This window comes from Streptomyces sp. NPDC059895, from assembly GCF_042731035.1.
Lineage (GTDB): Bacteria > Actinomycetota > Actinomycetes > Streptomycetales > Streptomycetaceae > Streptomyces.
This window is the reverse complement of record NZ_JBHWKO010000037.1, coordinates 52,605-72,639: the sequence shown is the minus strand read 5'-3', so window position 1 is coordinate 72,639 and position 20,035 is coordinate 52,605. Positions and strand designations below refer to the sequence as shown.

The following is a 20,035-nucleotide window of genomic DNA, read 5'->3' as shown; positions in this document are numbered from 1 at the left end:
CGTGAGCCCGTGACTGATCGTTCACTGAGCAACCATCAGCCGGGAGACACGTCCTGGACCCGCCGCGGCCTGCTGCGCACCGCGGCCGCCCTGGCCGCCGTGCCGTGTCTGATCGCGGCGGACCCGGCCGCCGCGGCGGCGGATCTGCCCGGCTTCCCGGCGGGCGTGGCCCTCTCCCGCACCGCGTACCGCAACTGGGACGGCGAGATCACCGCTCTAGGACTGTGGGCCTGCGCGCCCGACGGTCCCGCGCAGGCGGTCGCCGTCGTCAACTGGGCGTGGCGGCACGGCTGGACGGTGCGTGCCCGGGGCGCCTCGCACGGCTGGTCGCCGCTGACGGTCGCGGAGGGCACGCCGTCGGACGCGCGGGTCCTGCTCGTCGACACCGCCCCGCACTTCGACGGCCTGGCCCTGGAGTCGGCCGACGAGGTGCGCGCCGGCACCGGGGTCACGCTGGAGGCCCTGCTCACCTACCTCGAAGGGCACGGCCTCGGCGTCACCGCGTCGCCCGCGCCCGGAGACCTGACGCTGGGCGGCGCCCTGGCCGTCGGCGCCCACGGCACCGCCGTGCCCGCGCGGGGCGAGCACCGGCTGCCCGGGCACACGTACGGGTCGCTCAGCAACCTCGTGCTCTCCCTCACCGCCGTGGTGTGGGACCCGGCGAGCGGCGCTTACGCGCTGCGCACGTTCACCCGGGACGAGGCGGACTGCGCGGCGCTCCTCACCCACCTGGGGCGTTCCCTGGTCACGGAGGTGACCCTGCGGGTGGGGCCCGACACCCGGCTGCGCTGCGTCAGCCGTACCGACATCCCGGCGAGCGAACTGTTCGCGGCGCCCGGCTCGGACGGGCGGACCCTGGAGAGCTTCCTGGAGTCGGACGGGCGGGCGGAGGCGATCTGGTTCGCGTTCACCGAGTTCCCGTGGCTGAAGGTGTGGTCGGTGGAGCCGGTCAAGCCGCTCACCTCACGGCGGGTGACGTCCCCGTACAACTATCCGTTCTCCGACAGCGTCCCGACGCCGGTGGCGGACCTGGTCGGGCGGATCGTGTCGGGCGCGGCCTGGTACCTGGCTCCGCTGCTGGGCAACGCGCAGCTCGACGCGGCCGCGCTGGGGCTGGTGACGACGCTGTCGGCGGACATCTGGGGGCCGTCGAAGAACACCCTGCTGTACCTGAGGCCGACCACCCTGCGGGTGCACGCCAACGGCTACGCGGTGCTCACCGGCCGGAACCGGGTGCAGCGGGTCGTCGCGGAGTTCACCGCGTTCTACCGCGAGCGGCTCGCGGCCCACGCCGCCGCCGGGCGCTTCCCCGTCAACGGCGCGGTGGAGATCCGCGTCACCGGGCTCGACGACCCGGCGGACGCCGGGCGGGCGGGAGCGCGGGCGCCGTCGCTGTCGGCGCTGCGGCCGGACCCGGGGCGGCCGGAGTGGGACACGGCGGTCTGGCTGGACGTGCTGACGCTGCCCGGCACCCCGCACGCCGAGGCGTTCTACCGCGAGCTGGAGGCGTTCCTGCTGACGACGTACGACGGCACGCACGCCCTCGCCCGCGTCGAGTGGTCCAAGGGCTGGGGGTACACGGGCACCTCCGCGTGGAGCGACGAGGAGGTGCTGGAGACGGCCGTGCCGTCCTCCTTCGGCGCGGTGTGGACCGACGCGGCGGACACCCTGGAGCGGCTGGACCCGCACCGGGTCTTCCGCGCCCCGCTGCACGCGCGGCTGTTCGGCTAGAGGCCCTGTCGGTCAGGGCGTGGGGTGGGCCCGGACCGTGTCGGTCCGCAGCGGTCGGCGATCGCGTCGGCCGGGGCCGCCGGACGGACGGCCTCACCGGGTCATGCGCGCGTGGCCGACGCGCGGGTGTGCGCGGTCCGGGCGAGCCTCGGGCCCAGCCAGCGTTTCAGCCGGCGCAGCGCCTCCAGTCGCCCGGCGGCGCGGTCGAGCCGGTAGTAGAGCTGGGGCGGGACGTACGGGAGCAGGGGCGAGTGACGCTGGCCGAGCAGGGCGAACATCTGCTCCGGGGGGAGGTGGATGTAGCGGGTCAGGCTCTCGTACCACTGGGCGCTGTGCCGGGCGGCGCTCTGCGGGGCGAGGAGGGCGGCCTTGCGTTCGCGTTCGTAGCGGGCGAGGGCCCGCGGGAGGTCGGCGCACTCCCGCAGGGCGTCGGCCAGCGCGAAGGCGTCCTCCAGGGCGAGGGTGGTGCCCGCGCCGATGGAGTAGTGGGTGGTGTGGGCGGCGTCGCCGAGGAGGACGAGGTTGCCGCGGTACCAGGCGCGGTTGGTGAGGGTGCGGAAGGTCTGCCACCGGGCGGGGCCGCCGGCGGGGGCGCGGGCGATCAGGGGGTGGCCGTCGAGGACGTGCGCGAAGAGCCGTTCCAGCCGGCGCAGTCCGTCGGTCTCCTCCGCCCGGTCCAGGCCGAGGCCGGTCCAGGTGCGCGGGCCGCACTCGATGACGCAGGTGCTCCGCTCGGCGCTGTGGGGATAGCCGTAGCACCAGATCCACCCGTGGTCGGTCTCCACGAAGGCGAAGGTGAAGGAGTCGAGGACGCGGGTGGTGCCGAGCCAGAGGTAGGGGTTGCGGCCCGTGGTGAGGTCCGTGCCGAAGTGTTCGGCGTGGCGGGCGCGCAGGGCGCTGTGGACGCCGTCGGCGGCCACGAGGAGGTCGGCCTCCGGCGGGTCGTCGGCCGAGATCTCGCGCTCGAACTCCAGGTGGACGCCGAGGGATCGGGCGCGGTCGGCGAGGATCTCCAGCAGCCGGTGGCGGCCGATGCCGTGGCCCACGTCCCCGGGCTGACGGGCCGTCATCCCCCGGACGCGGGCGACGCCCTGGCTCCAGCGCACGGAGGCACCCTCGAGGGCGCGGGCCGACTCGGGGTCGCGGGCGTGGAGTTCGTCGAGCAGGGACCGCCAGTAGGTGACGCCCCAGCCGTAGGCCGAGCCCTCGGGGCCGCGCTCGTGGACGGTGATGTCGTAAGACGGGTTCTGCCGCTTGAGCAGGATCGAGAGATACAGGCCCGCGGGCCCGCCGCCGACACAGGCGACCTTCACGCACACCTCTTGGCATGGACGGAGCGCGGCCGGACGGACGAACCGTGGCCGATTGACGACGCAGAGTAGCAGTCGGCTTGTACGACTCGCTGGCCCCATATGGCCTATTCCGCCCCGTTCCCCACGTGAAGCCACGCCCTCGGCCCGAGGGGGTGGTGTGAAAATCACCGGAAGGATCGTTTCCACGGAGAGGAATTGCCCCTTCCGCGTCCCGCGCGCACCGCGCCCGCGGCCCTACCGGACGAGGCGGGGTTCGGTGCGCGGGCCAGGGGTACCCGGGGCTGCGAACCGGACGAGAGTGGACGAGAGTGAAGGAGGAGACGACCGTGACGCAGGTCGAGGAATCCATCGAGGTCAGTGTCCCCGTGCACACGGCCTACAACCAGTGGACGCAGTTCGAGACGTTCCCCGAGTTCATGAGCGGGGTGGAGCGCATCGATCAGCGCACCGACACGCTCACGCACTGGGTCACGGACGTGAACGGCGTCCACCGCGAGTTCGACGCCGAGATCACCGAGCAGATCCCGGACGAGCGGGTCGCCTGGACGACGGTCAGCGGGGAGACCCGGCAGGCCGGCGTGGTGACCTTCCACCGCCTCGACGACGACCACACCAAGGTGATGTTGCAGCTGGACTTCGAGCCGGAAGGCATGCTGGAGACCATCGGCGACAAGCTGGGGGTCGTGAAGCGGCAGACGAAGGGAGACCTCAAGCGCTTCAAGGAGTACATCGAGGAGCGCGGCCACGAGACCGGAGGCTGGCGCGGCGTGGTCACCTGACCGACGCCGGCCCGGTCACCCGGCGGCCGCCGTACGGCACTCCGGGTGGCCCCAGCCCTGGTCGTTCTTGGCGATCGGCTCCCCCGCCGCGTAGGACCGCCCGCACGCGCAGCGGCCGGGGAACTTGGCCTTGATCGTGCGGGACGACGAACCGCCGGACCGCCGGGGTGCCTTGCCCCCGGCGGTCCGGCGTCGTGCGCCCGTGGCCGGCGGGGTGTCGGGCGAGGGCGGCGGCTCGGGCGAGCCGAGGGCGCTGCCCGCGGGCTCCTGGACGACCGCCGCCCGGCTGGCCGCCCGGTCGGCGAAGTCGTTGAGCCGGTCGCCGTCGACCTGGTGGGCGGGCACGTAGCGGAAGTCGACGGTGCGGCCGTCCAGCAGTGCGTCGATGCGCACCACCAGGTCCTGGTTGGCGACCGGCTTCCCGGCGGACGTCTTCCAGCCGTTGCGCTTCCAGCCGGGCAGCCAGGTGGTGACGGCCTTCATCGCGTACTGCGAGTCCATGCGGATCTCCAGCGGCACGTCCGGGTCGACGGCGGCCAGCAGGCGCTCCAGCGCGGTCAGTTCGGCGACGTTGTTGGTGGCCGTGCCGAGCGGGCCGGCCTCCCAGCGGGCCGGTCCCTCACCGTCGTCGGAGATCACCCAGGCCCAGCCGGCGGGTCCCGGGTTTCCCTTCGAAGCCCCGTCGCACGCGGCCACCACACGTTCACGCATGCGCACGATGATGCCACGGTCGGGCGGGGTGTCCGGCCACCGGGTGCCGGGCCGGGTGCCGGGCCACGAGGGACCCGGCCGCGGGGTCCGGCGACAGGGTCCGGTCGCAGGGTCCGGTCGCAGGGTCCGGTCGCCGCTACGAGACGTCGGTGACGTCGGTGGTCTTCGGCATGTCACCCTCGGTGGTGGTGACGTCGATCACCGAGAAGTTCGCGCCCTGCGGGTCGGTGAGGCCGGCGAACCGGCCGAACGGGGTGCCCATGGGACCGACCCGCAGGGTGGCGCCGAGCCCGGTGGCCGCGGCGACGGCACCGTCGCAGTCGGGGACGGTGAAGTAGACGTCGACGTACGGGGGGACCTCGGGCGGGAAGTCGTCCCCCATCCGCATGCGGCCGAGGAGGGGGCGTTCGCCGAGGTCGTAGAGGCGGAAGTCGGTCGCCTCGCCCTCCATCCGCTTCTGGCCGTAGCCGAAGACGGCGGAGAAGAACGCGTCCGCCCTCCCGGGTTCGCGGGTGAAGACCTCCGCCCAGGCGTAGGCACCGGGGGTGCCCATCGTCGCGAAGCCCTCGTGGGTGCCCGCCTGCCACACGCCGAACACGGCCCCGCTGGGCTCCCGGGCCAGGCACATCGTGCCGAACTCACCGACCCGCGTCGGCTCCATCAGCACCTCGCCGCCGTTCTCGCGGATCTTCGCGGCGGTCGCGGCGGCGTCCCGGGAGGCCAGGTACAGGCACCACTGGGCCGGGCCCTCCTGACCGGGCATGGGCGGGACGACGGCGGCGACCGTCCGGCCGTCGGCGAAGGCCTGGGTGTAGTAGCCGTACTCGGGCGAGGAATCGCCGAAGGTCCAGCCGAGGACCTCGCCGTAGAAGCGCTTCGCCCCGTCGAGGTCACCGAACATCGCGTCGGCCCAGCACGGGGCTCCCTCAGGTTGCACGGCCATGGCGGCGGCCCTTCCGTCGTGACGGGGTTGCCCGGTGCGGCCGGCCCGTCCGGCGGTCCGATCGTCCGGCGGTCCGGCGGTCCGGCGGTCCGATCATCCGGCGGTCCGGCGGTCCGGCGGTCCGTTCGTCCGTTCGTTCATCCGTCCGGGCAGGTTCGTACGTCCCCTCACGCTAGTCACCCGGGCGCCGCTCCGCGCGCCGAGCCGTTCCGCGCCGGAGTGCCCTTCGAGGCCGGTCAGCCGGTCAGCCGGTCAGCCGGTCAGCCGGTCACGGAGGCCTACCTCGTCGTCCACGGCCGGTTCACCCGCTTCACCTCCGGCAAGTACGGCGAGGAGGAGATCATCGGAGTCGTCACCGGCGGGGACCAGCTCGGCGACGAGGCCGTGGGCCAGGACGACCCGCTGTGGCTGGCCTCGGTGCGCGCGGAGACCGCCGGCGTCGTGCTGGCGCTCCCCTGGGACGTGGTGCGCGAGTTCACCGGGCGGGTGCCGTCCCTCGCCGCGCACCTCGACGGCTGTGTCCGGCGGCAGCGGCTGCCGATGAACCGCAAGGGCGAGGCGGACCTGCCGGTGCAGGCCGGCCACTCGGGCGAGCCGACGGTGTCGGGCGGCTTCGTCGACTACGACCTCGCGCCGCGCGAGTACGAGCTGTCCCTCACCCAGACCGTGCTGCGCGTCCACACCCGGGTCGCCGACCTCTACAACCACCCGATGGACCAGACCGAGCAGCAACTCCGCCTGACGGTCGAGGAGATCCGCGAACGGCAGGAGTGGGAACTGGTCAACAACCGGGAGTTCGGGCTGCTGCACAACGCCGACTACGGGCAGCGGGTGAGCACCTTCACCGGCCCGCCGACCCCGGACGACATGGACGAACTGCTGTCGATGCGGCGCGGGACCAAGCTGTTCCTCGCCCACCCCAAGGCGATCGCGGCCTTCTTCCGCCAGTGCAACCGGCGTGGTCTGGTGCCGGGCACGGCGACCGTCCAGGGGCACGGGGTCCCGGCCTGGCGCGGGGTGCCGATCTTCCCCTGCAACAAGATCCCGATCAGTGCGCAGCACACCAGCAGCATCCTCGCGCTGCGCACCGGGGAGGCCGACCAGGGGGTCGTCGGCCTGTACCAGACGGGCATCCCCGAGGAGTTCCAGCCCGGGCTGAACGTGCGGTTCATGGGCATCGACGCCAACTCGGTCATCCGCTACCTGGTGACCGCCTACTACTCGCTGGCCGGCCTCCAGGCCGAGTGGGCGCGGGGCGTGCAGGCCGACGGGCCGCTGCGCTCCTACCACTGGGCGCTGCGGGACTACGCGGTCCTGGCCACGCCCGGCCAGACCAACCGGGTCGTGCACGACATCGCCCGGCTGCACCTGGGCTACCTCGCCGAGGCGGCCTGGGACGAGGCACGGTACACGCCGCGGGCCGACCGCGTCTTCGACGCCGGGTGCGGGCGAGGGGGCGGCAGCGTGGTGGCGCACCTGCGCTACGGCTGCCACGCGGACGGCGTCACGATCTCCGCCAAGCAGGCCGAGTTCGCGGGCGAGCAGGCCCGCAAGCGGGGCATCGCCGGCTGCTGATCGCGGCCGACCGGGTCTGACGGCGGAGCGGGGGCGCCGGCGGGTGACCGGGGGATCGCGGCCGGCGCCCTCGGTGGCGGACGGCGGGCGCTACCGTCCGTCGTAGGCCTTCCGGAGGGCGGCGATGTCGAGCTTGCCCATGGAGAGCATGGCCCTGGTGGCGCGGGCGGCCTTCTCCTGGTCGGGGTCGGTGACCATCTCGAGGAGCACGGTGGGGACGACCTGCCAGGACACCCCGTACTTGTCCTTGAGCCAGCCGCAGGGGCCGGGCTCGCCACCGCCTTCGAGGAGCCTGTCCCAGTAGTGGTCGACCTCCTCCTGGTCGGCGCAGTCGATCTGGAAGGAGATCGCCTCGTTGAAGCGGAACTCCGGGCCGCCGTTCAGCGCGACGAACTTCTGGCCGTTCGCCGTGAACTCCACGGTGACCACGGACCCGGGGACGCCCGGTCCGGCCTCGGTGTAGCGTGCGACGTTCCCGACGCCGGAGTTCTCGAAGATCGACACGTAGTGGTGGGCGGCCTCCTCGGCCTGGCCGTCGAACCAGAGACACGTGGTGAATCCGTCGGTGGTCATGAGGTCCTCCTGCTGCGGGGCGGAACGCGGAGCGCGCTCGTCAGTGTCGACCGGTGCGCGCCGCGGAACTCATCGCCCGTCCGGGGAACGGGCGGAAATCAACGCGGATCACTGAGGACATGAGTCGCGTCCGTTCTTCTCGCCGACCCGCGACGTGCCGAGGTGGGCGGTCGAGTCGACGGACGGCGGCGGCGGGACAGCAGGTATCCGGTCAGCGCGGCGGCGAGGCCGGCCAGCCCGGCCGCCGCGAAGCCGCCCGCCGACTCGCCGGCCTGGCCGCCGCTAAGCCGCCCGCCGACGCGCCGGCCTGGCCGACGAGGTGCTGAGCCGGCGTCTCCCGCAGGTGTGAGACGCCGGCCCGGGCGGTGTCTCAGGCGGCCAGGCAGAGCCCGTCGTACGACGAGGTCGTCGGCGTGCGCCGCGCGCCGGCGCGCGGGGCGGTCACCCGGACGAGCTCGCCCTGGGCGCGCGCCAGCAGGTCGCCGAGGCTCAGGCCGAGGGCGTGGGCGGCGGCCGCGAGGACCTCCGAGGAGGCCTCCTTGCGGCCCCGCTCCACCTCGGACAGGTACGGCATGGAGATACGGGCGGTGTCGGCGACGTCCTGCAACGTCCGCTCCTGCGCCTGGCGTTCGCGGCGCAGGACGTCACCGACCAGGTCGCGCCAGAGGGGCTCCCTGGGGGCGGGCGGACGGCCGTCGGCGTGGGCGGTTCCCGGGCGCTCGGCCGGTGGGCGCAGCGGGATGAGGCGGGCTGGGTTCGGCGCTTGGTTGCTCACCCGCCCAGCCTAAAAGCGGGGGCCGGTACGGGAAGGGCACGGCGTTCCGCCCTCAGGGGAATCGGATCGGGTGGGCCGTCCCCCGGACGGACGAACGTGTCCCACCGGCCGCGGCGCCGGCCGGGCCACCGGTTCCCCCGGCCTTCCGCCCCGCGTCACCACCGGCTTGTGGGCATTTTCCCGGCTCGCGCCCCGCCGCGGTGGGGCGGCTCGAATACGCTTGGCATGTGTCGGCCGACTCGGGGTATCCGCCTCCTGAGCGGACCTGTGGGCACTCGGTCCGCTCACGCACCGGGAACAGCAGACGTCGTACCGTGACTGACGTGGGAGAGGGAATGCACACCGCCGTGATCGGGTCGAAGGCTCAGGTCGTCGAGGACACCGCCGGGACCGGCACGGGTGGCACGCCGCTGCCGGGAGTCGAGGACCCGAGCAGCGTGGCCCCCCGCGACGCGCGGGAGCTGTCCCGTCAGTTCTTCCAGCGGCTGACGGAACTCGAGGAGGGCACGCACGAGTACCAGTACGCGCGCAACACCCTCATCGAGATGAACATGTCGCTGGTGCGGTTCGCGGCCGGGCGGTTCCGGGGCCGCGGCGACGACATGGAGGACATCGTCCAGACCGGCATGATCGGCCTGATCAAGGCCATCGACCGGTTCGAGATCTCGCGCGAGGTGGAGTTCACCTCGTTCGCGCTGCCCTACATCGTCGGTGAGATCAAGCGCTTCTTCCGCGACACGACCTGGGCGGTGCACGTGCCGCGCCGGCTCCAGGAACTGCGCGTCGAACTGGCCAAGGCCCGCGACGAGCTCGCCAGCCGGCTGGACCGGGAACCGACGGTCGCGGAGCTGGCCACGCTGATGAACCTCTCCGAGGCCGAGGTCGTCGAGGCGCAGATCGCCGCCAACGGCTACAACTCCTCCTCGCTCGACGCCGCGCTCACCGGGGACGGCCCGGAGCACGGCGAGGCGGTGCTGGCCGACTTCATCGGCGTGGAGGAGTACGGGCTGCGGCTCGTCGAGGACTTCCACTCGCTGGCGCCGCTGATGGCCGAACTCAGCGAGCGCGACCGGCGGATCCTGCATCTGCGGTTCGTGGAGGAGGCCACCCAGGCGGAGATCGGTGAGCGGCTCGGCTGCTCCCAGATGCACGTCTCCCGCCTGATCAAGCGGATCATCACCCGGCTGCGCCAGGGCATGCTGGGCGAGCTGGGCTGCGCCTGACCCCCGACGCCGTGGGGCCTCGGCCCCACGGCTCACCGCCCGCGGGCCCGGTCACCGCCGCGCGAGCCCGATCAGGGCGCGGACGCGCTTGCCGACCGGGATCCGCTCGGCGGTGACCTCGGTCGCGAGGGCGTGCACGATCTCCAGGCCGTGACAGCCGATGCGCTGGGGGTCCTTGGGGTACCGCAGGGGCAGCGCGTCGCTGCTGTCGTAGACGGACACCGTGACCGAGGCCTCGGAGCCCTCCAGTTCCAGGATGTAGGGGCCGTTGCTGTGCCGGTCGGCGTTGGTGACCAGTTCGCTGACGACCAGGAGCACCTCCCCCAGGGCACGCTCGTCGACGGTGGCGCACCACTCCGTCCTCAGCTGGTCGACGAAGTGGGCGGCGAAGGCACGGGCATCGGCGATCGAACCGGGTTCGCCGGTGTAGTGCGCCGCTCGTCGCAGCGGTTCCACGGGTACGTCGAAACCGGTCGGTATCACTGCCCCGTCCAGGTGCTCGGTCATGCTGTTCTCTCTCGGAGGCCGGACTGGCCGGACGCTACTGCACCTGGTCTCGTACCCCGTGCCGGGCGGCGCAGTCCCCCGCGTTGTGCCCCGCGTGCATGGGCTGGCTCACAGGGCGGGTGCGCCTCCGGCGGGCCGCGGGGACGCCCCGTGCCCGGGCTCGCCCGACGGACCGGGCGGCGGGGCGGAGGTCGGACCGGTCGAGGGCGCGCCGGGAGACGGCGGAGCCGGCGGCTGCGGTGAGGGCGGCTCCGGCTCCGGGGAGGGCGGCGGCGGTGAGGCGGGCGAGAGCGACGGCGGGGAGGTGCCGGCCGACGCCGGCGGACACGTCGAACTGCCGGGAGCGTCGGCCGGGCGCGAGGGGCACGGTGTTCCGGGGGTCGACGGCGAGGCGGGCGGGAAAACGCTCCCGGACGGGGTCGGTGGGTTCTCCGGCGCTGCGGCGGGACGGTCCTCGCGCCCGGTGTCGCCCCGCTCCCGGGCGAACCAGCCGTCGTCGTCACCGTCGTGGAGCACGAAGACGTCGATCACGGTCGACGAGGGGAGCACCACGACGACGTTCGACGGCCGGTACGACGGCCAGGAGTCGCCGGTGGGTTCCGGTGCGGTCTTCTGGGCGATCGGCCGGGTGAGCGGGTTGCCGCAGGCGCAGCGGACGCGGGGTTCGCCGCGGGCGTCGACGAGGACGGCCGTGCCGGCCTGGAGGACCGCCTGGTAGCCGGTGGCTTCCCCGTCGCTGTATCCGTGGTTGGTGACGCGGGTGTCCAGGCGCAGCTGCACGGGGGTGAGGGAGCGCAGGTACGCGGGGACCTGGGCGGGGTCGACCCGGGCGACGGAGGCGAACGCCCGGTTCCTCGCCGGCTCGGCCCCGAGGAAGGCGATCTGCTTCTCCACGTCGCAGGCGGCCACGTCGCGGGTGCCGCCGTACAGTCCGCCGGCTCCGCCGTCGACGGCCCGGACGACGTCCGTGGCCCTCTCCTCGGTCGCCGGGGCGGTGGAGGTGGGCGGGGCGGACGTGGCGGTGGCGGTGTTGTCGGTGAAGGGGTAGGGGCCGGTCCCGGCCGCGGCCTGGAGGAAGACCTCCCCCTGGCCCGCGGGGGTGCCCCCGCCGTCGGTGCGGGTCAGTACGAGCGCGAGGGCCGCCACGGCCACGAGCGCGGTGGTGAGCAGGGCGAGGCGCGGCGCGGACCTCCACCACGGCCTGCGGGGTTCGGGCGCGCCGCCCGGGGTCCCGCCGGGCGGCGGGGACGGCGGGGGGCGGGGAGGCAGGGCGGGCGGGCCGGAGGGAGGCCCGGCGGGCGGGCCTCCACCCGAGAGGGGTCCGGGGGGCGGTCCCGTGGGGCGGCCGGAGGGCGGCGGTTCGACGCTCACGGGCACTCCCGACGTGGTTCTCCGCGGCGTTCCTGTCCTGTGCGCCACTCGTCCCCGACCTCACCATTGTGTGCTCCGTCCGGGCACCGCCCGCAAGCGCACGCGGGCGGCCCTCCCGGCAGGCGCGCGGCCCGGGCGCTGCTTAGCGTGGCAGGGTGAGCCCGCGTATCCCGTCCGACCGGGCAGGCGGCGTCCCGTCCGGCCCGGCAGGCGGCGTCCCGTCCGGCCCGGCAGGCGTCCGGCACGGCTGGACGCAGGCGGTCGGCACGGTCCTGGCCGGGGTCGTCGCCATGGGCGTGACGGCCGCGCTGGGGCTGTGGGCGGCCGGAGCCGCGGACCTGCCCGACGGCGCGTTCCCGCGGGTGGTGGCGGCGACCGTCGTCACGGCCGTCGGCGGCGCGGTGGAGCTCTCCGGAAACGCCGGGGGGCTCGCCGACACCCACGCCGGGCTGGCCGTGCTCCCGTTGTCCGTCACGCTGGTCGGGGCGCTCGTGCTGGCGGCCGGGTTCCTGCGGCCGCTGCGGCACCGGGCGGTCGCCGGGGCGGCCGAACTGGCCGGCTGGGCGGGCCGTGTCGCCGTGCTGTGGCTGCTCGCGCTGCTCGGCCTCGCCCTCGGGGCCCGGCAGACGTTCGCGGTCTCCCTGGGCGACGGCACGCTCAGCGACCTCGGGGACCTGTTCGGCATCAGCCCGACCATCGGCTTCACCACCGATGTGCCGCTCACGCTCGGTCTCGGGCTGCTGTGGCTGGCCGGCGTGCTGGCGTCGGCGCTGCTGGTCTCGCGCGGGGCTCCGCTGCCGGCCCGGCTGCTGCGCTTGCAGGAGTCGGGGCGGCCGGCCGCGTACGCCATGGTGGTGCTGCTCCTCGTCTGCGTCGCGCTGGGGGTCCTCGTCGCGCTCTGGTCGGTGGCGACGCGCGGCCGGCCCGCCGAGACCCTCGCGGTGGTGCTGCTGGGCCTGCCCAACCTGGCGTGGCCCGCGTTCACCATCGGCCTGGGAGCCACCTGGGAGGGCCGGGTCGACGGCCCGTTCGGGCTGCCGATGCCGCCCGTGCTGGACGAGGTGCTGCGCGGTTCGGACACCGCCACGCTGAACCTGCGCACGCTCGCGGAGCACGACGGCCGCGTGGGGTGGCTGGTCGCCGTGGACGCGGTGCTGCTGCTGGCGGCGGCCTTCGTCATGGCGGCCCGCTCACCGGCCGGGACGCCCCTGTGGCGGCACGCGGTGCGCATGGCGGTGGCCCTGGTCCTCACCGTGCTGACGGTCTGTCTCATCGGCCGGGTCTCCGCCCACTACGGCCTGTCCGTGCTGGGCATCACCGACCTGGGCGGTCTCGGACTGTCGGGGACCCTGTTCCTGCGGCCCGAGACGTGGACGGCGCTGGGTCTCGCGGCGCTGTGGGGGTCGGCCGCCGGGTTCCTGGGCGGTCTGGCGGCGCGGCGGACGGCGGGACACGGCCGGGTGGACACGCCGTCGGCGGGGCGGCGGGGCGGGATCCGGGGGCGGTCACGCTGAGGGCCGCCCGGGGCCGCGCCTCGATCACGGCCCCCTGCCCTCGTAACCCTCGTAACCCTCGTAACCCTCGTAACCCTCGTTCCCCGAACACCGGCGCCGCCCAGTCCGGCGGTGGTTTCGGCGGTGCCTCCCGCGCCGCTTGGGGGTTCACCTGTGTCCGCGGGTGGCCGGTGCCCGGGTCGCCCGCTCCGGCCGCCCTCAGGTCGGCGACGAGGTCGAGGCAGGTCGGGTGGCGGGCGTCGGGGGTCTTGGCCAGGGCGCGCGCGAAGACCTCGTCGACGCGTGCGGGCAGGTCGGGGAGGGCCCCGGTGAGCGGGGGCGGATCGTCGTAGCGGTGGGCCCACAGCAGGGCCATGTCGTCGTCGCGGCGGAAGGGCGGACGGCCCGCGAGTGCCTCGTAGACGACGCAGGCGAGGCCGTAGACGTCGCAGCGGCCGTCGACGGGGCGGCCGGAGATCTGCTCGGGCGCGATGTAGTCGAGGGTGCCGACGAACTGGCCGGCCCTCGTGAAGCCGCTCCGGGACAGCGACCTCTTCGTCAGGCCGAAGTCGGTGAGGTAGACGTGCTCGGGGTGGTCGCTGTCGGTGCCGCGGTCGACGAGGAGGTTGCCGGGCTTGACGTCCCGGTGGACGAGGCCGTGCTCGTGGGCCGCGTCGAGCGCGGAGGCCGCCTGGGCGGCGATGCGGAGGGCGGCCGGCAGCGGCAGCGGGCCCCGGCGGTCGAGGAGGTGGCGCAGGTCGCGGCCGGCCACGTGGCGCATGGCGATGTACAGGACGCCGTCGGTCTCGCCGGCCTCGAAGACCGGCACGATGTGCGGGTGGTCGATCGCTGCGGCCGCCCTCGACTCGTGCGTGAAGCGTCTGCGGAAGGTGTCGTCGCGGGCCAGTTCCGGGGCGAGCAGTTTGAGGGCGACGGTGCGCTCCAGGCGCAGGTCCCGGGCGCGGTAGACGACGGCCATGCCGCCGCGGCCGATCTCCTGCTCGATGCGGTACCCGGCGATCCGCCGTCCGATCGGTTCGCCGGGCGGGCCGGGGAAGAGGCCGGCCTCCCCGGCCATCAGGGGTCACCGTCGGAGGCGACGGTGCGGGTGGGGGCGGGGCCGCCGTCTGCGGCCGTGCGGGGCGGGTCGACGGCCGCGTAGGTGCTCAGGCGGGTGCCGTCGCCGTACGCCCACCGCCCCCGGTCGGCGTCGTAGAGCCACATGGACTCGCCGTCGACGACGATCCCGATGCGCAGGCCCTGGGTGCGGCGGCGGAAGGTCTCGCCGTCGAGGGCGCCGCCGGCGAGGTCCTCGACGGCGGCCCGGTAGCGTGCGAGGGCCCGTTCGGCACCGCCGAGGAGGGGGCGTGGATCGGTGACGGCCGTGAGGGACTCCTCGGCGAGCGGCGGGTCCTGGGGCACGGCGACCAGGTACCGGCCGTCCACCCAGGCCGACCAGCCGTTGGCGCACAGCACGTGTCCCCAGTCGCCACGCCGTTCGACGAGCCGGACGGGCAGCAGCGGGTCGAGGGGCACGGTGGGTCGGGTGGGGTCGGGGGCCTCCCAGGAGGGCATGCCCCGCTGGGGGACGACATGCGTGGGCCGGAACCCGGGGATCGTCATGGTGCGCCTACTTCCGCATCACGGCGGGTTCGTGCCGGCGCAGCAGCCGGGCCACGACGTACCCGAAGACGGCCGAGAGCACCACGAGCATCCCCACGTCCAGCAGCCAGACGCCCGCCGAGTGCCGCAGGAGGGGGTCGGCGGTCAGGTCGCCGGGCACGATCCGGCCCAGGTCGAGGGTGCCGGCCATCGCGCCGAGCGCCCAGCGGGAGGGCACCAGCCACGCCACCTGCTCCAGGCCGGGCACCCCCTCCAGCGGCAGCAGCGCGCCGCAGAACACCACCTGGACCACGGCGAGCAGCACCAGCAGCGGCATCGTCACCTCCTCCTTGCGCACGAGCGCGGAGACCACCAGGCCCAGCATCATCGCGGTGAAGGCCAGCAGGGCGACCGCCACGGTGATCTCGGCCAGCGGCGGCATCAGCACGCCGTCGCCGCCGGGTGCGCCGAGGTCGACGCCGAGCAGGGCGACCAGGGTCAGCACGACGGCCTGCGCCACGGTCACCGTGCCGAGGACGACGACCTTCGACGTCAGATAAGCCGATCTGGAGAGGCCGACGGCCCGCTCGCGCCGGTAGATCACGCGTTCCTCGACGAGTTCGCGCACGGCGTTGGCGGCTCCGGTGAGGACACCGCCGACGCACAGGATGAGCAGGGTGTTCATCGCGGTGTCCCGGGTGAGCGCGCCGCCCGCGAGGGCGCGGGCCATCGCCCCCATCACGAACGGCAGGGCGATCATGACGGCCAGGAAGGTGCGGTCGGCGCCGAGGACCGCGGTGTAGCGGCGGACCAGGGTGCCGAGCTGGGCGCGGCGGCTGCGGGGCCGGACCGGCGGCGGCGTGATCACCGGGCTGGAGCAGGGCGGCGCGGGCTGGGCGCCGGCGTCGACGACGTACCGCCGGTGAAGCGGCGAGCCGGCGTACTCGCCCGCCCAGTCGCGGTCCCGGTCCCGGTCGAAGGCCTCGAAGGCCTCGGGCCAGTGCCGGAAACCGAAGAAGCCGAGGGCGTCCTCGGGCGGGCCGTAGTAGGCGACCCTGCCGCCGGGGGCGAGGACGAGGAGCCGGTCGCAGACGTCCAGGCTGAGCACGCTGTGGGTGGCGACGACGACCGTGCGGCCGTCGTCGGCGAGGCCGCGCAGCATGTGCATCACCGAGCGGTCCATGCCGGGGTCGAGACCGGAGGTGGGCTCGTCGAGGAAGAGCAGGGACGGTCTGGTCAGGAGTTCCAGGGCGACGCTGACGCGTTTGCGCTGGCCGCCGGAGAGGCTGTGCACGGGCTGCTCGGCCCGTTGTTCCAGGCCCAGCTCACGCATGACCTCCTCGACCCGCCCGCGGCGCTCGGCGCGGGCGGTGTCCTGCGGGAAGCGCAGTTCGGCGGCGTAGGTGAGGGCGCCGCGCACGGTGAGCTGGGTGTGCAGGATGTCGTCCTGCGGTACGAGGCCGATGCGCTGGCGCAGTTCGGCGTAGTCGCGGTAGAGGTCGCGCCCGTCGTAGACGACCGTGCCGTGGTCGGCGGGGCGCTGTCCGGTGAGGGCGCCGAGCAGGGTGGATTTGCCGGCGCCGCTGGGTCCGACGACCGCGAGCAGGCACTTCTCCCCCACCGGGAACGACACGTGGTCCAGGAGGAGCTTGCGGCCCTGGTCCGCGGCGACCGTGAGGTCCTCCACGTCGAGGGAGACCTCGCCGGTGTCGACGTACTCCTGGAGGGTGTCGTCGACCAGGAGGAAGTCCGAGTGGCCGATGCCGACGACGTCGCCCGGTCCGATCGGGGCGGTGATGAGGGGGCGGCCGTTGAGATAGGTGCCGTTGTGGCTGCCGAGGTCGGCGATCTCGTAGCCGCCGTCGGGCAGGACGTGCAGTTCGGCGTGGCGTCGGGAGACGACCAGGTCGTCGAGGACCAGGTCGTTGTCGGCGGCGCGGCCGATGCGGACGGTGCGGGTGGGCAGCGGGCGGACGGAGGTGGGCTGCCGGAACGTCCCCGTCAGGCGGGGGCCGGACACCACGGACGGGCGTTGCGGCGACGGCGGCGGACGGCCGCTCAGGACGACGTAGGGGCCGTCGTCCGGGCTGCCGAAGCGGATCACGCTGCCGGGGCCGACGCCGTGCGCGAGGACGCGGTGGCCGTCGGCGTAGGTGCCGTTGGTGCTGTGGGCGTCGTAGAGGGTCCAGTGGTCGCCGTCGGGTCGCAGGACCGCGTGGTGCCAGGAGACGCGGGCGTCGTCGAGGACGATGTCGCTGCGGGGGTCCCGGCCGACGTGGTAGGCCCGGGTCGGGGTCATCACCGTGGAGCCCGTCTCGGTCTCCAGTCCGAGTTCGGGCGCCGTCGGGGCGGCCGACCGCTCCACCATGCCGGAATTCTATCGATTTGCCCTCTTCCGTGCCCCGTCGAGGAGGCGCCGGCGTCTCCTGCCACGTGTCAGCCGACGGGAAGGACGAGCGCCGGGACGATGCGCTGCATCCGCAGGGCGTCGACGGACTCGGCGAGCAGTTCGTACTCGGTGGTGTCGTCGCTGGCGGCGATCCGCACCAGCCGTCCGCCGGCCAGTTCGTCGGCGACCTGTTCCTGCCGCTCCACGTCGGCGCACCAGGCCCGCAGCAGGGCGGGCACGTCCGGCACGGTGTCGGCGACCGGTACGAGGGCGCCGGTCGGGAAGGGCGTCCCGTCGGGCCGGGGGTCGAGCCGCTCGGCGATCCAGGAGGCCCGGTCCCGCAGCCACCACAGGGCGAGGGCCAGCGTCGGCGCACGGTAGGTGCCGAGCGGTACGCCGATGCGGCGGCCGTCGCAGACACCGTACGCGGTGACATGGCACAGGAATTCGTCGTGCACGTCCTTCTCCCCCGGTCGCTCGCTTGCCGGTGCTGCCTCGCTTTCCGTGCGGCTCGAGAGGGCTGAACTGCCCCTGACATTTGAGTATGTTGACTACTGAAACACTGTCACCATGGATTTCCGGCCACTCTCCTGGCATATTCAGCGCCGTTCATGGCCGAAATCCTGCGGGCCCCCGGTCCGGACGTCACGGCACCCTCCGCCGCTTCCCCGAGCCGGCGGCGGACGGACACCGGCCCGGCGTGCGCGACGATGTCCGCCGCGCGCGCCGGGCCGTCGGAAGGCGGGAGCCGGGAGGGCGGCTCCGCGACCGTCCGCCTCACGGCAACGGCTCAGCCGTCGACGACCGCTTCGGTCCACGGCTCAGCCGTTGATCACCACGCCGGTCCACGGCTCGACCGTTGAATCACCACGCCGGTCCACGGCTCAACCGTTGAGCACCGCGCCGGTCCACGGTTCAGCCGTTGATCACCGCGTCGATCCGCTTCAGCTCGTCCGCGTCGAAGTCGAGGTTGTCCAGCGCGCCGACGCTGTCCTCGATCTGCCGGGCACTGCTCGCGCCGACCAGGGCGGAGGTGACCCGGCCGCCGCGCAGCACCCAGGCCAGGGCCAGCTGGGCCAGCGATTGGCCCCGGGATCTGGCGATGCCGTCGAGGGCGCGCAGCCTGTCCACCAGTTCCTCGGTGACCGCCTCGGAGTTCAGGAAGGGGCTGTCGCTCGCCGCGCGCGAGTCCTCCGGGATGCCGTCGAGGTAGCGGGCGGTGAGCAGGCCCTGCTCCAGCGGGGAGAACACGATCGAGCCGACCTCGAGCTCGTCCAGGGCGTCGAGCAGGCCCTCGCTCTCCGGGCGGCGGTCGAGCATCGAGTAGCGCGGCTGGTGGATGAGGAGCGGGGTGCCCAGTTCGCCGAGGATGCGGGCCGCTTCCCCGGTCTGCTCCGCCGAGTAGTTGGAGACGCCGACGTACAGCGCCTTGCCCTGCTGGACCGCGGAGTGCAGGGCGCCCATCGTCTCCTCCAGAGGAGTCTCCGGGTCGGGGCGGTGCGAGTAGAAGATGTCGACGTAGTCCAGTCCCATCCGCTTCAGGCTCTGGTCCAGCGAGGACAGCACGTACTTCCGGGAGCCCCACTCCCCGTACGGGCCGGGCCACATCAGGTAGCCCGCCTTGGTGGAGATGACCAGCTCGTCGCGGTACGGCGCGAAGTCGTTCCGCAGGAACCCGCCCAGCGCCGACTCGGCGGCACCGGGCGGCGGGCCGTAGTTGTTGGCGAGGTCGAAGTGGGTGATGCCGAGGTCGAAGGCGCGGCGCAGGATGGCGCGCTGGACCTCGGCCGGGCGGTCCGGGCCGAAGTTGTGCCACAGTCCGAGCGAGAGCGCGGGCAGCTTGAGGCCACTGCGTCCGGTGCGCCGGTAGGGCATGTCCGCGTAGCGGTCGGGGTGTGCGGTGTACAACGCGACTCCATGAGGGGGTGGGCTCGGAGGATCGGTTCGCGGGAACCGCTGCCCACTCTGGCCCGACCTGCGGGTAGTGGTCCAACAGAAGAATCCGATGGGATTCAGCGGTTACGCTTCTCAATCATGGAACTGCGTCATCTCCAGCACTTCGTCGCGGTCGCCGAGGACCAGCATTTCACCCGGGCCGCCGAACGCCTGATGGTCTCCCAGTCGGGCCTCTCGGCGTCCATCCGGGCCCTGGAGCGGGAGCTGCGGGCGCCGCTGTTCGTGCGCACGACCCGCCGGGTGACGCTCACCGAGGCCGGACGCGCGCTGCTGGCCGAGGCGGAGCGGATCCTGGCGCAGGTGCGGGCGGCGCACGAGGCGGTGGCGGCCGTGCAGGGCGTGGTGCGGGGGACGCTCTCGGTCGGCACCGAGCAGTGCATCGCGGGTGTGCACGTGGCGGGGCTGCTGGCCGCGTTCCGGCGGCGGCACCCGGACGTGGAGATCCGGCTGCGGCAGACCGGCTCGGGCGCGCTCGCCGACGAGGTCGCGGCCGGCCGCCTCGACCTGGCCTTCGCCTACCGCACCCGCGGGGACGGCGACCAGCCGCGCTCGGTGCCGCTGGCCGGCGAGCCCATGTACGTGCTGTGCCACCCCGACCACCGCCTGGCCGCAACGGAGGCCGCGCTCGCCCCCGCCGACGTCGCCGGCGAGGTCTTCGTCGACTTCCACCCGGACTGGGGTCCGCGCCGCGCCACCGACGCCGCCTTCGCCGCCGCGGGCGCCCACCGCACGGTCGCCCTGGAGGTCAACGACGTGCACAGCCTGCTGGACCTGGTGGACGAGAACCTCGGCATCGCCGTCGTGCCGCGCCACTTCCGGTACAAGCGGCAGGCGCTCACCGCGCTGCCCCTGGAAGGGGTCGGCGAGGTGGTCTACGAGACCGTCGCCCTGCTGCCGCCGCCGCAGGCGACCAGCCCGGCGGCCCGGGCGCTGATGGCGCTGCTGGAGGCGGGGGACGCCGCCTAGAGGCCTGGCGAGGCCCTGCCGAACGGCCGAGGCCCTGCCGAACGGCCGGTGGACGGCCGGCGGGGGTGGCGGACGGCCGGCGGGGGTGGCGGGCGTTTGCCGGAGAAGCGGCACGCGGGCGCGGGGTG

16 protein-coding genes and 2 pseudogenes are annotated in these 20,035 nt (G+C 74.0%); 6 read left to right on the top strand and 12 right to left on the bottom strand.

Going from position 1 to position 20,035, the window contains the following annotated elements; translation table 11 throughout:
* The first annotated feature begins 9 nt into the window (after window positions 1-9).
* Entirely contained in the window at window positions 10-1,731 is a 1,722-nt protein-coding gene (locus tag ACFV9M_RS31660; RefSeq protein WP_385078821.1) for a cholesterol oxidase substrate-binding domain-containing protein, read from the top strand.
* Window positions 1,732-1,832: 101 nt separating this feature from the next.
* Here ACFV9M_RS31660 and ACFV9M_RS31655 read toward each other — a convergent pair whose 3' ends face one another.
* Entirely contained in the window at window positions 1,833-3,050 is a 1,218-nt protein-coding gene (locus ACFV9M_RS31655) for an FAD-dependent monooxygenase (protein WP_385078824.1), read from the bottom strand.
* 320 nt (window positions 3,051-3,370) lie between these two features.
* On the opposite strand from ACFV9M_RS31655, the gene ACFV9M_RS31650 reads away from it, so the two are divergent.
* Window positions 3,371-3,823, top strand: coding sequence for an SRPBCC family protein (locus ACFV9M_RS31650; RefSeq protein WP_385078827.1), 453 nt, complete (start codon window positions 3,371-3,373; stop codon window positions 3,821-3,823).
* 15 nt (window positions 3,824-3,838) lie between these two features.
* On the opposite strand, the gene ACFV9M_RS31645 is transcribed toward ACFV9M_RS31650, so the two are convergent.
* Together ACFV9M_RS31645 and ACFV9M_RS31640 are read right to left on the bottom strand one after the other, a co-directional pair.
* Complete coding sequence (locus ACFV9M_RS31645) at window positions 3,839-4,534, bottom strand: ribonuclease H (RefSeq protein WP_385102599.1); 696 nt, start codon at window positions 4,532-4,534, stop codon at window positions 3,839-3,841.
* 136 nt (window positions 4,535-4,670) lie between these two features.
* Window positions 4,671-5,477, bottom strand: a complete 807-nt coding sequence (locus ACFV9M_RS31640) for a VOC family protein (protein ID WP_385074508.1) — start codon at window positions 5,475-5,477, stop codon at window positions 4,671-4,673.
* A 231-nt stretch (window positions 5,478-5,708) separates the two neighbouring features.
* Here ACFV9M_RS31640 and ACFV9M_RS31635 point away from each other — a divergent pair.
* Window positions 5,709-6,707: pseudogene (locus ACFV9M_RS31635) on the top strand (family 2B encapsulin nanocompartment shell protein); the annotation flags it as partial.
* A 435-nt stretch (window positions 6,708-7,142) separates the two neighbouring features.
* Here ACFV9M_RS31635 and ACFV9M_RS31630 read toward each other — a convergent pair.
* Complete coding sequence (locus ACFV9M_RS31630) at window positions 7,143-7,625, bottom strand: VOC family protein (RefSeq protein WP_385074505.1); 483 nt, start codon at window positions 7,623-7,625, stop codon at window positions 7,143-7,145.
* 370 nt (window positions 7,626-7,995) lie between these two features.
* Window positions 7,996-8,400, bottom strand: a complete 405-nt coding sequence (locus ACFV9M_RS31625) for a helix-turn-helix domain-containing protein (RefSeq protein WP_385074503.1) — start codon at window positions 8,398-8,400, stop codon at window positions 7,996-7,998.
* Between the two features lie 335 nt (window positions 8,401-8,735).
* On the opposite strand from ACFV9M_RS31625, the gene ACFV9M_RS31620 reads away from it, so the two are divergent.
* Window positions 8,736-9,623 carry an RNA polymerase sigma factor SigF gene (locus ACFV9M_RS31620; protein WP_385074516.1) on the top strand — a complete coding sequence of 296 codons (888 nt, stop codon included), beginning with the start codon at window positions 8,736-8,738 and terminating at the stop codon, window positions 9,621-9,623.
* Window positions 9,624-9,674: 51 nt separating this feature from the next.
* Here the strand turns inward: ACFV9M_RS31620 and ACFV9M_RS31615 are convergent, their stop codons facing one another.
* Together ACFV9M_RS31615 and ACFV9M_RS31610 are read right to left on the bottom strand one after the other, a co-directional pair.
* Window positions 9,675-10,130: an ATP-binding protein gene (locus ACFV9M_RS31615; protein ID WP_385074501.1), complete on the bottom strand. Its 456-nt coding sequence runs from the start codon at window positions 10,128-10,130 to the stop codon at window positions 9,675-9,677.
* Window positions 10,131-10,238: 108 nt separating this feature from the next.
* A complete protein-coding gene (locus ACFV9M_RS31610) occupies window positions 10,239-11,501 on the bottom strand; it encodes a DUF6777 domain-containing protein (protein ID WP_385074498.1) in 1,263 nt (420 codons plus the stop codon).
* Window positions 11,502-11,773: 272 nt separating this feature from the next.
* On the opposite strand from ACFV9M_RS31610, the gene ACFV9M_RS31605 reads away from it, so the two are divergent.
* Window positions 11,774-13,015: a streptophobe family protein gene (locus ACFV9M_RS31605; protein ID WP_385074514.1), complete on the top strand. Its 1,242-nt coding sequence runs from the start codon at window positions 11,774-11,776 to the stop codon at window positions 13,013-13,015.
* A 76-nt stretch (window positions 13,016-13,091) separates the two neighbouring features.
* On the opposite strand, the pseudogene ACFV9M_RS31600 reads toward ACFV9M_RS31605, so the two are convergent.
* The 5 genes and pseudogenes from ACFV9M_RS31600 to mgrA all read right to left on the bottom strand — a co-directional run.
* Window positions 13,092-14,072, bottom strand: a pseudogene (locus tag ACFV9M_RS31600) (serine/threonine-protein kinase); the annotation flags it as partial.
* Entirely contained in the window at window positions 14,072-14,617 is a 546-nt protein-coding gene (locus ACFV9M_RS31595) for a hypothetical protein (RefSeq protein ID WP_385074495.1), read from the bottom strand. The gene ACFV9M_RS31595 and the pseudogene ACFV9M_RS31600, both read right to left, overlap by 1 nt.
* A gap of 7 nt (window positions 14,618-14,624) precedes the next feature.
* The gene (locus tag ACFV9M_RS31590) at window positions 14,625-16,964 is read right to left on the bottom strand and encodes an FHA domain-containing protein (protein WP_385074493.1); all 2,340 of its coding nucleotides are present in this window, start codon (window positions 16,962-16,964) and stop codon (window positions 14,625-14,627) included.
* Between the two features lie 68 nt (window positions 16,965-17,032).
* Complete coding sequence (locus tag ACFV9M_RS31585; RefSeq protein WP_385074491.1) at window positions 17,033-17,443, bottom strand: hypothetical protein; 411 nt, start codon at window positions 17,441-17,443, stop codon at window positions 17,033-17,035.
* A 457-nt stretch (window positions 17,444-17,900) separates the two neighbouring features.
* Complete coding sequence (gene mgrA / locus ACFV9M_RS31580) at window positions 17,901-18,893, bottom strand: L-glyceraldehyde 3-phosphate reductase (protein ID WP_385074488.1); 993 nt, start codon at window positions 18,891-18,893, stop codon at window positions 17,901-17,903.
* Between the two features lie 126 nt (window positions 18,894-19,019).
* Here mgrA and ACFV9M_RS31575 point away from each other — a divergent pair, with 126 nt between their 5' ends.
* The gene (locus ACFV9M_RS31575) at window positions 19,020-19,907 is read left to right on the top strand and encodes a LysR family transcriptional regulator (RefSeq protein WP_385074486.1); all 888 of its coding nucleotides are present in this window, start codon (window positions 19,020-19,022) and stop codon (window positions 19,905-19,907) included.
* Window positions 19,908-20,035: the final 128 nt, after the last annotated feature.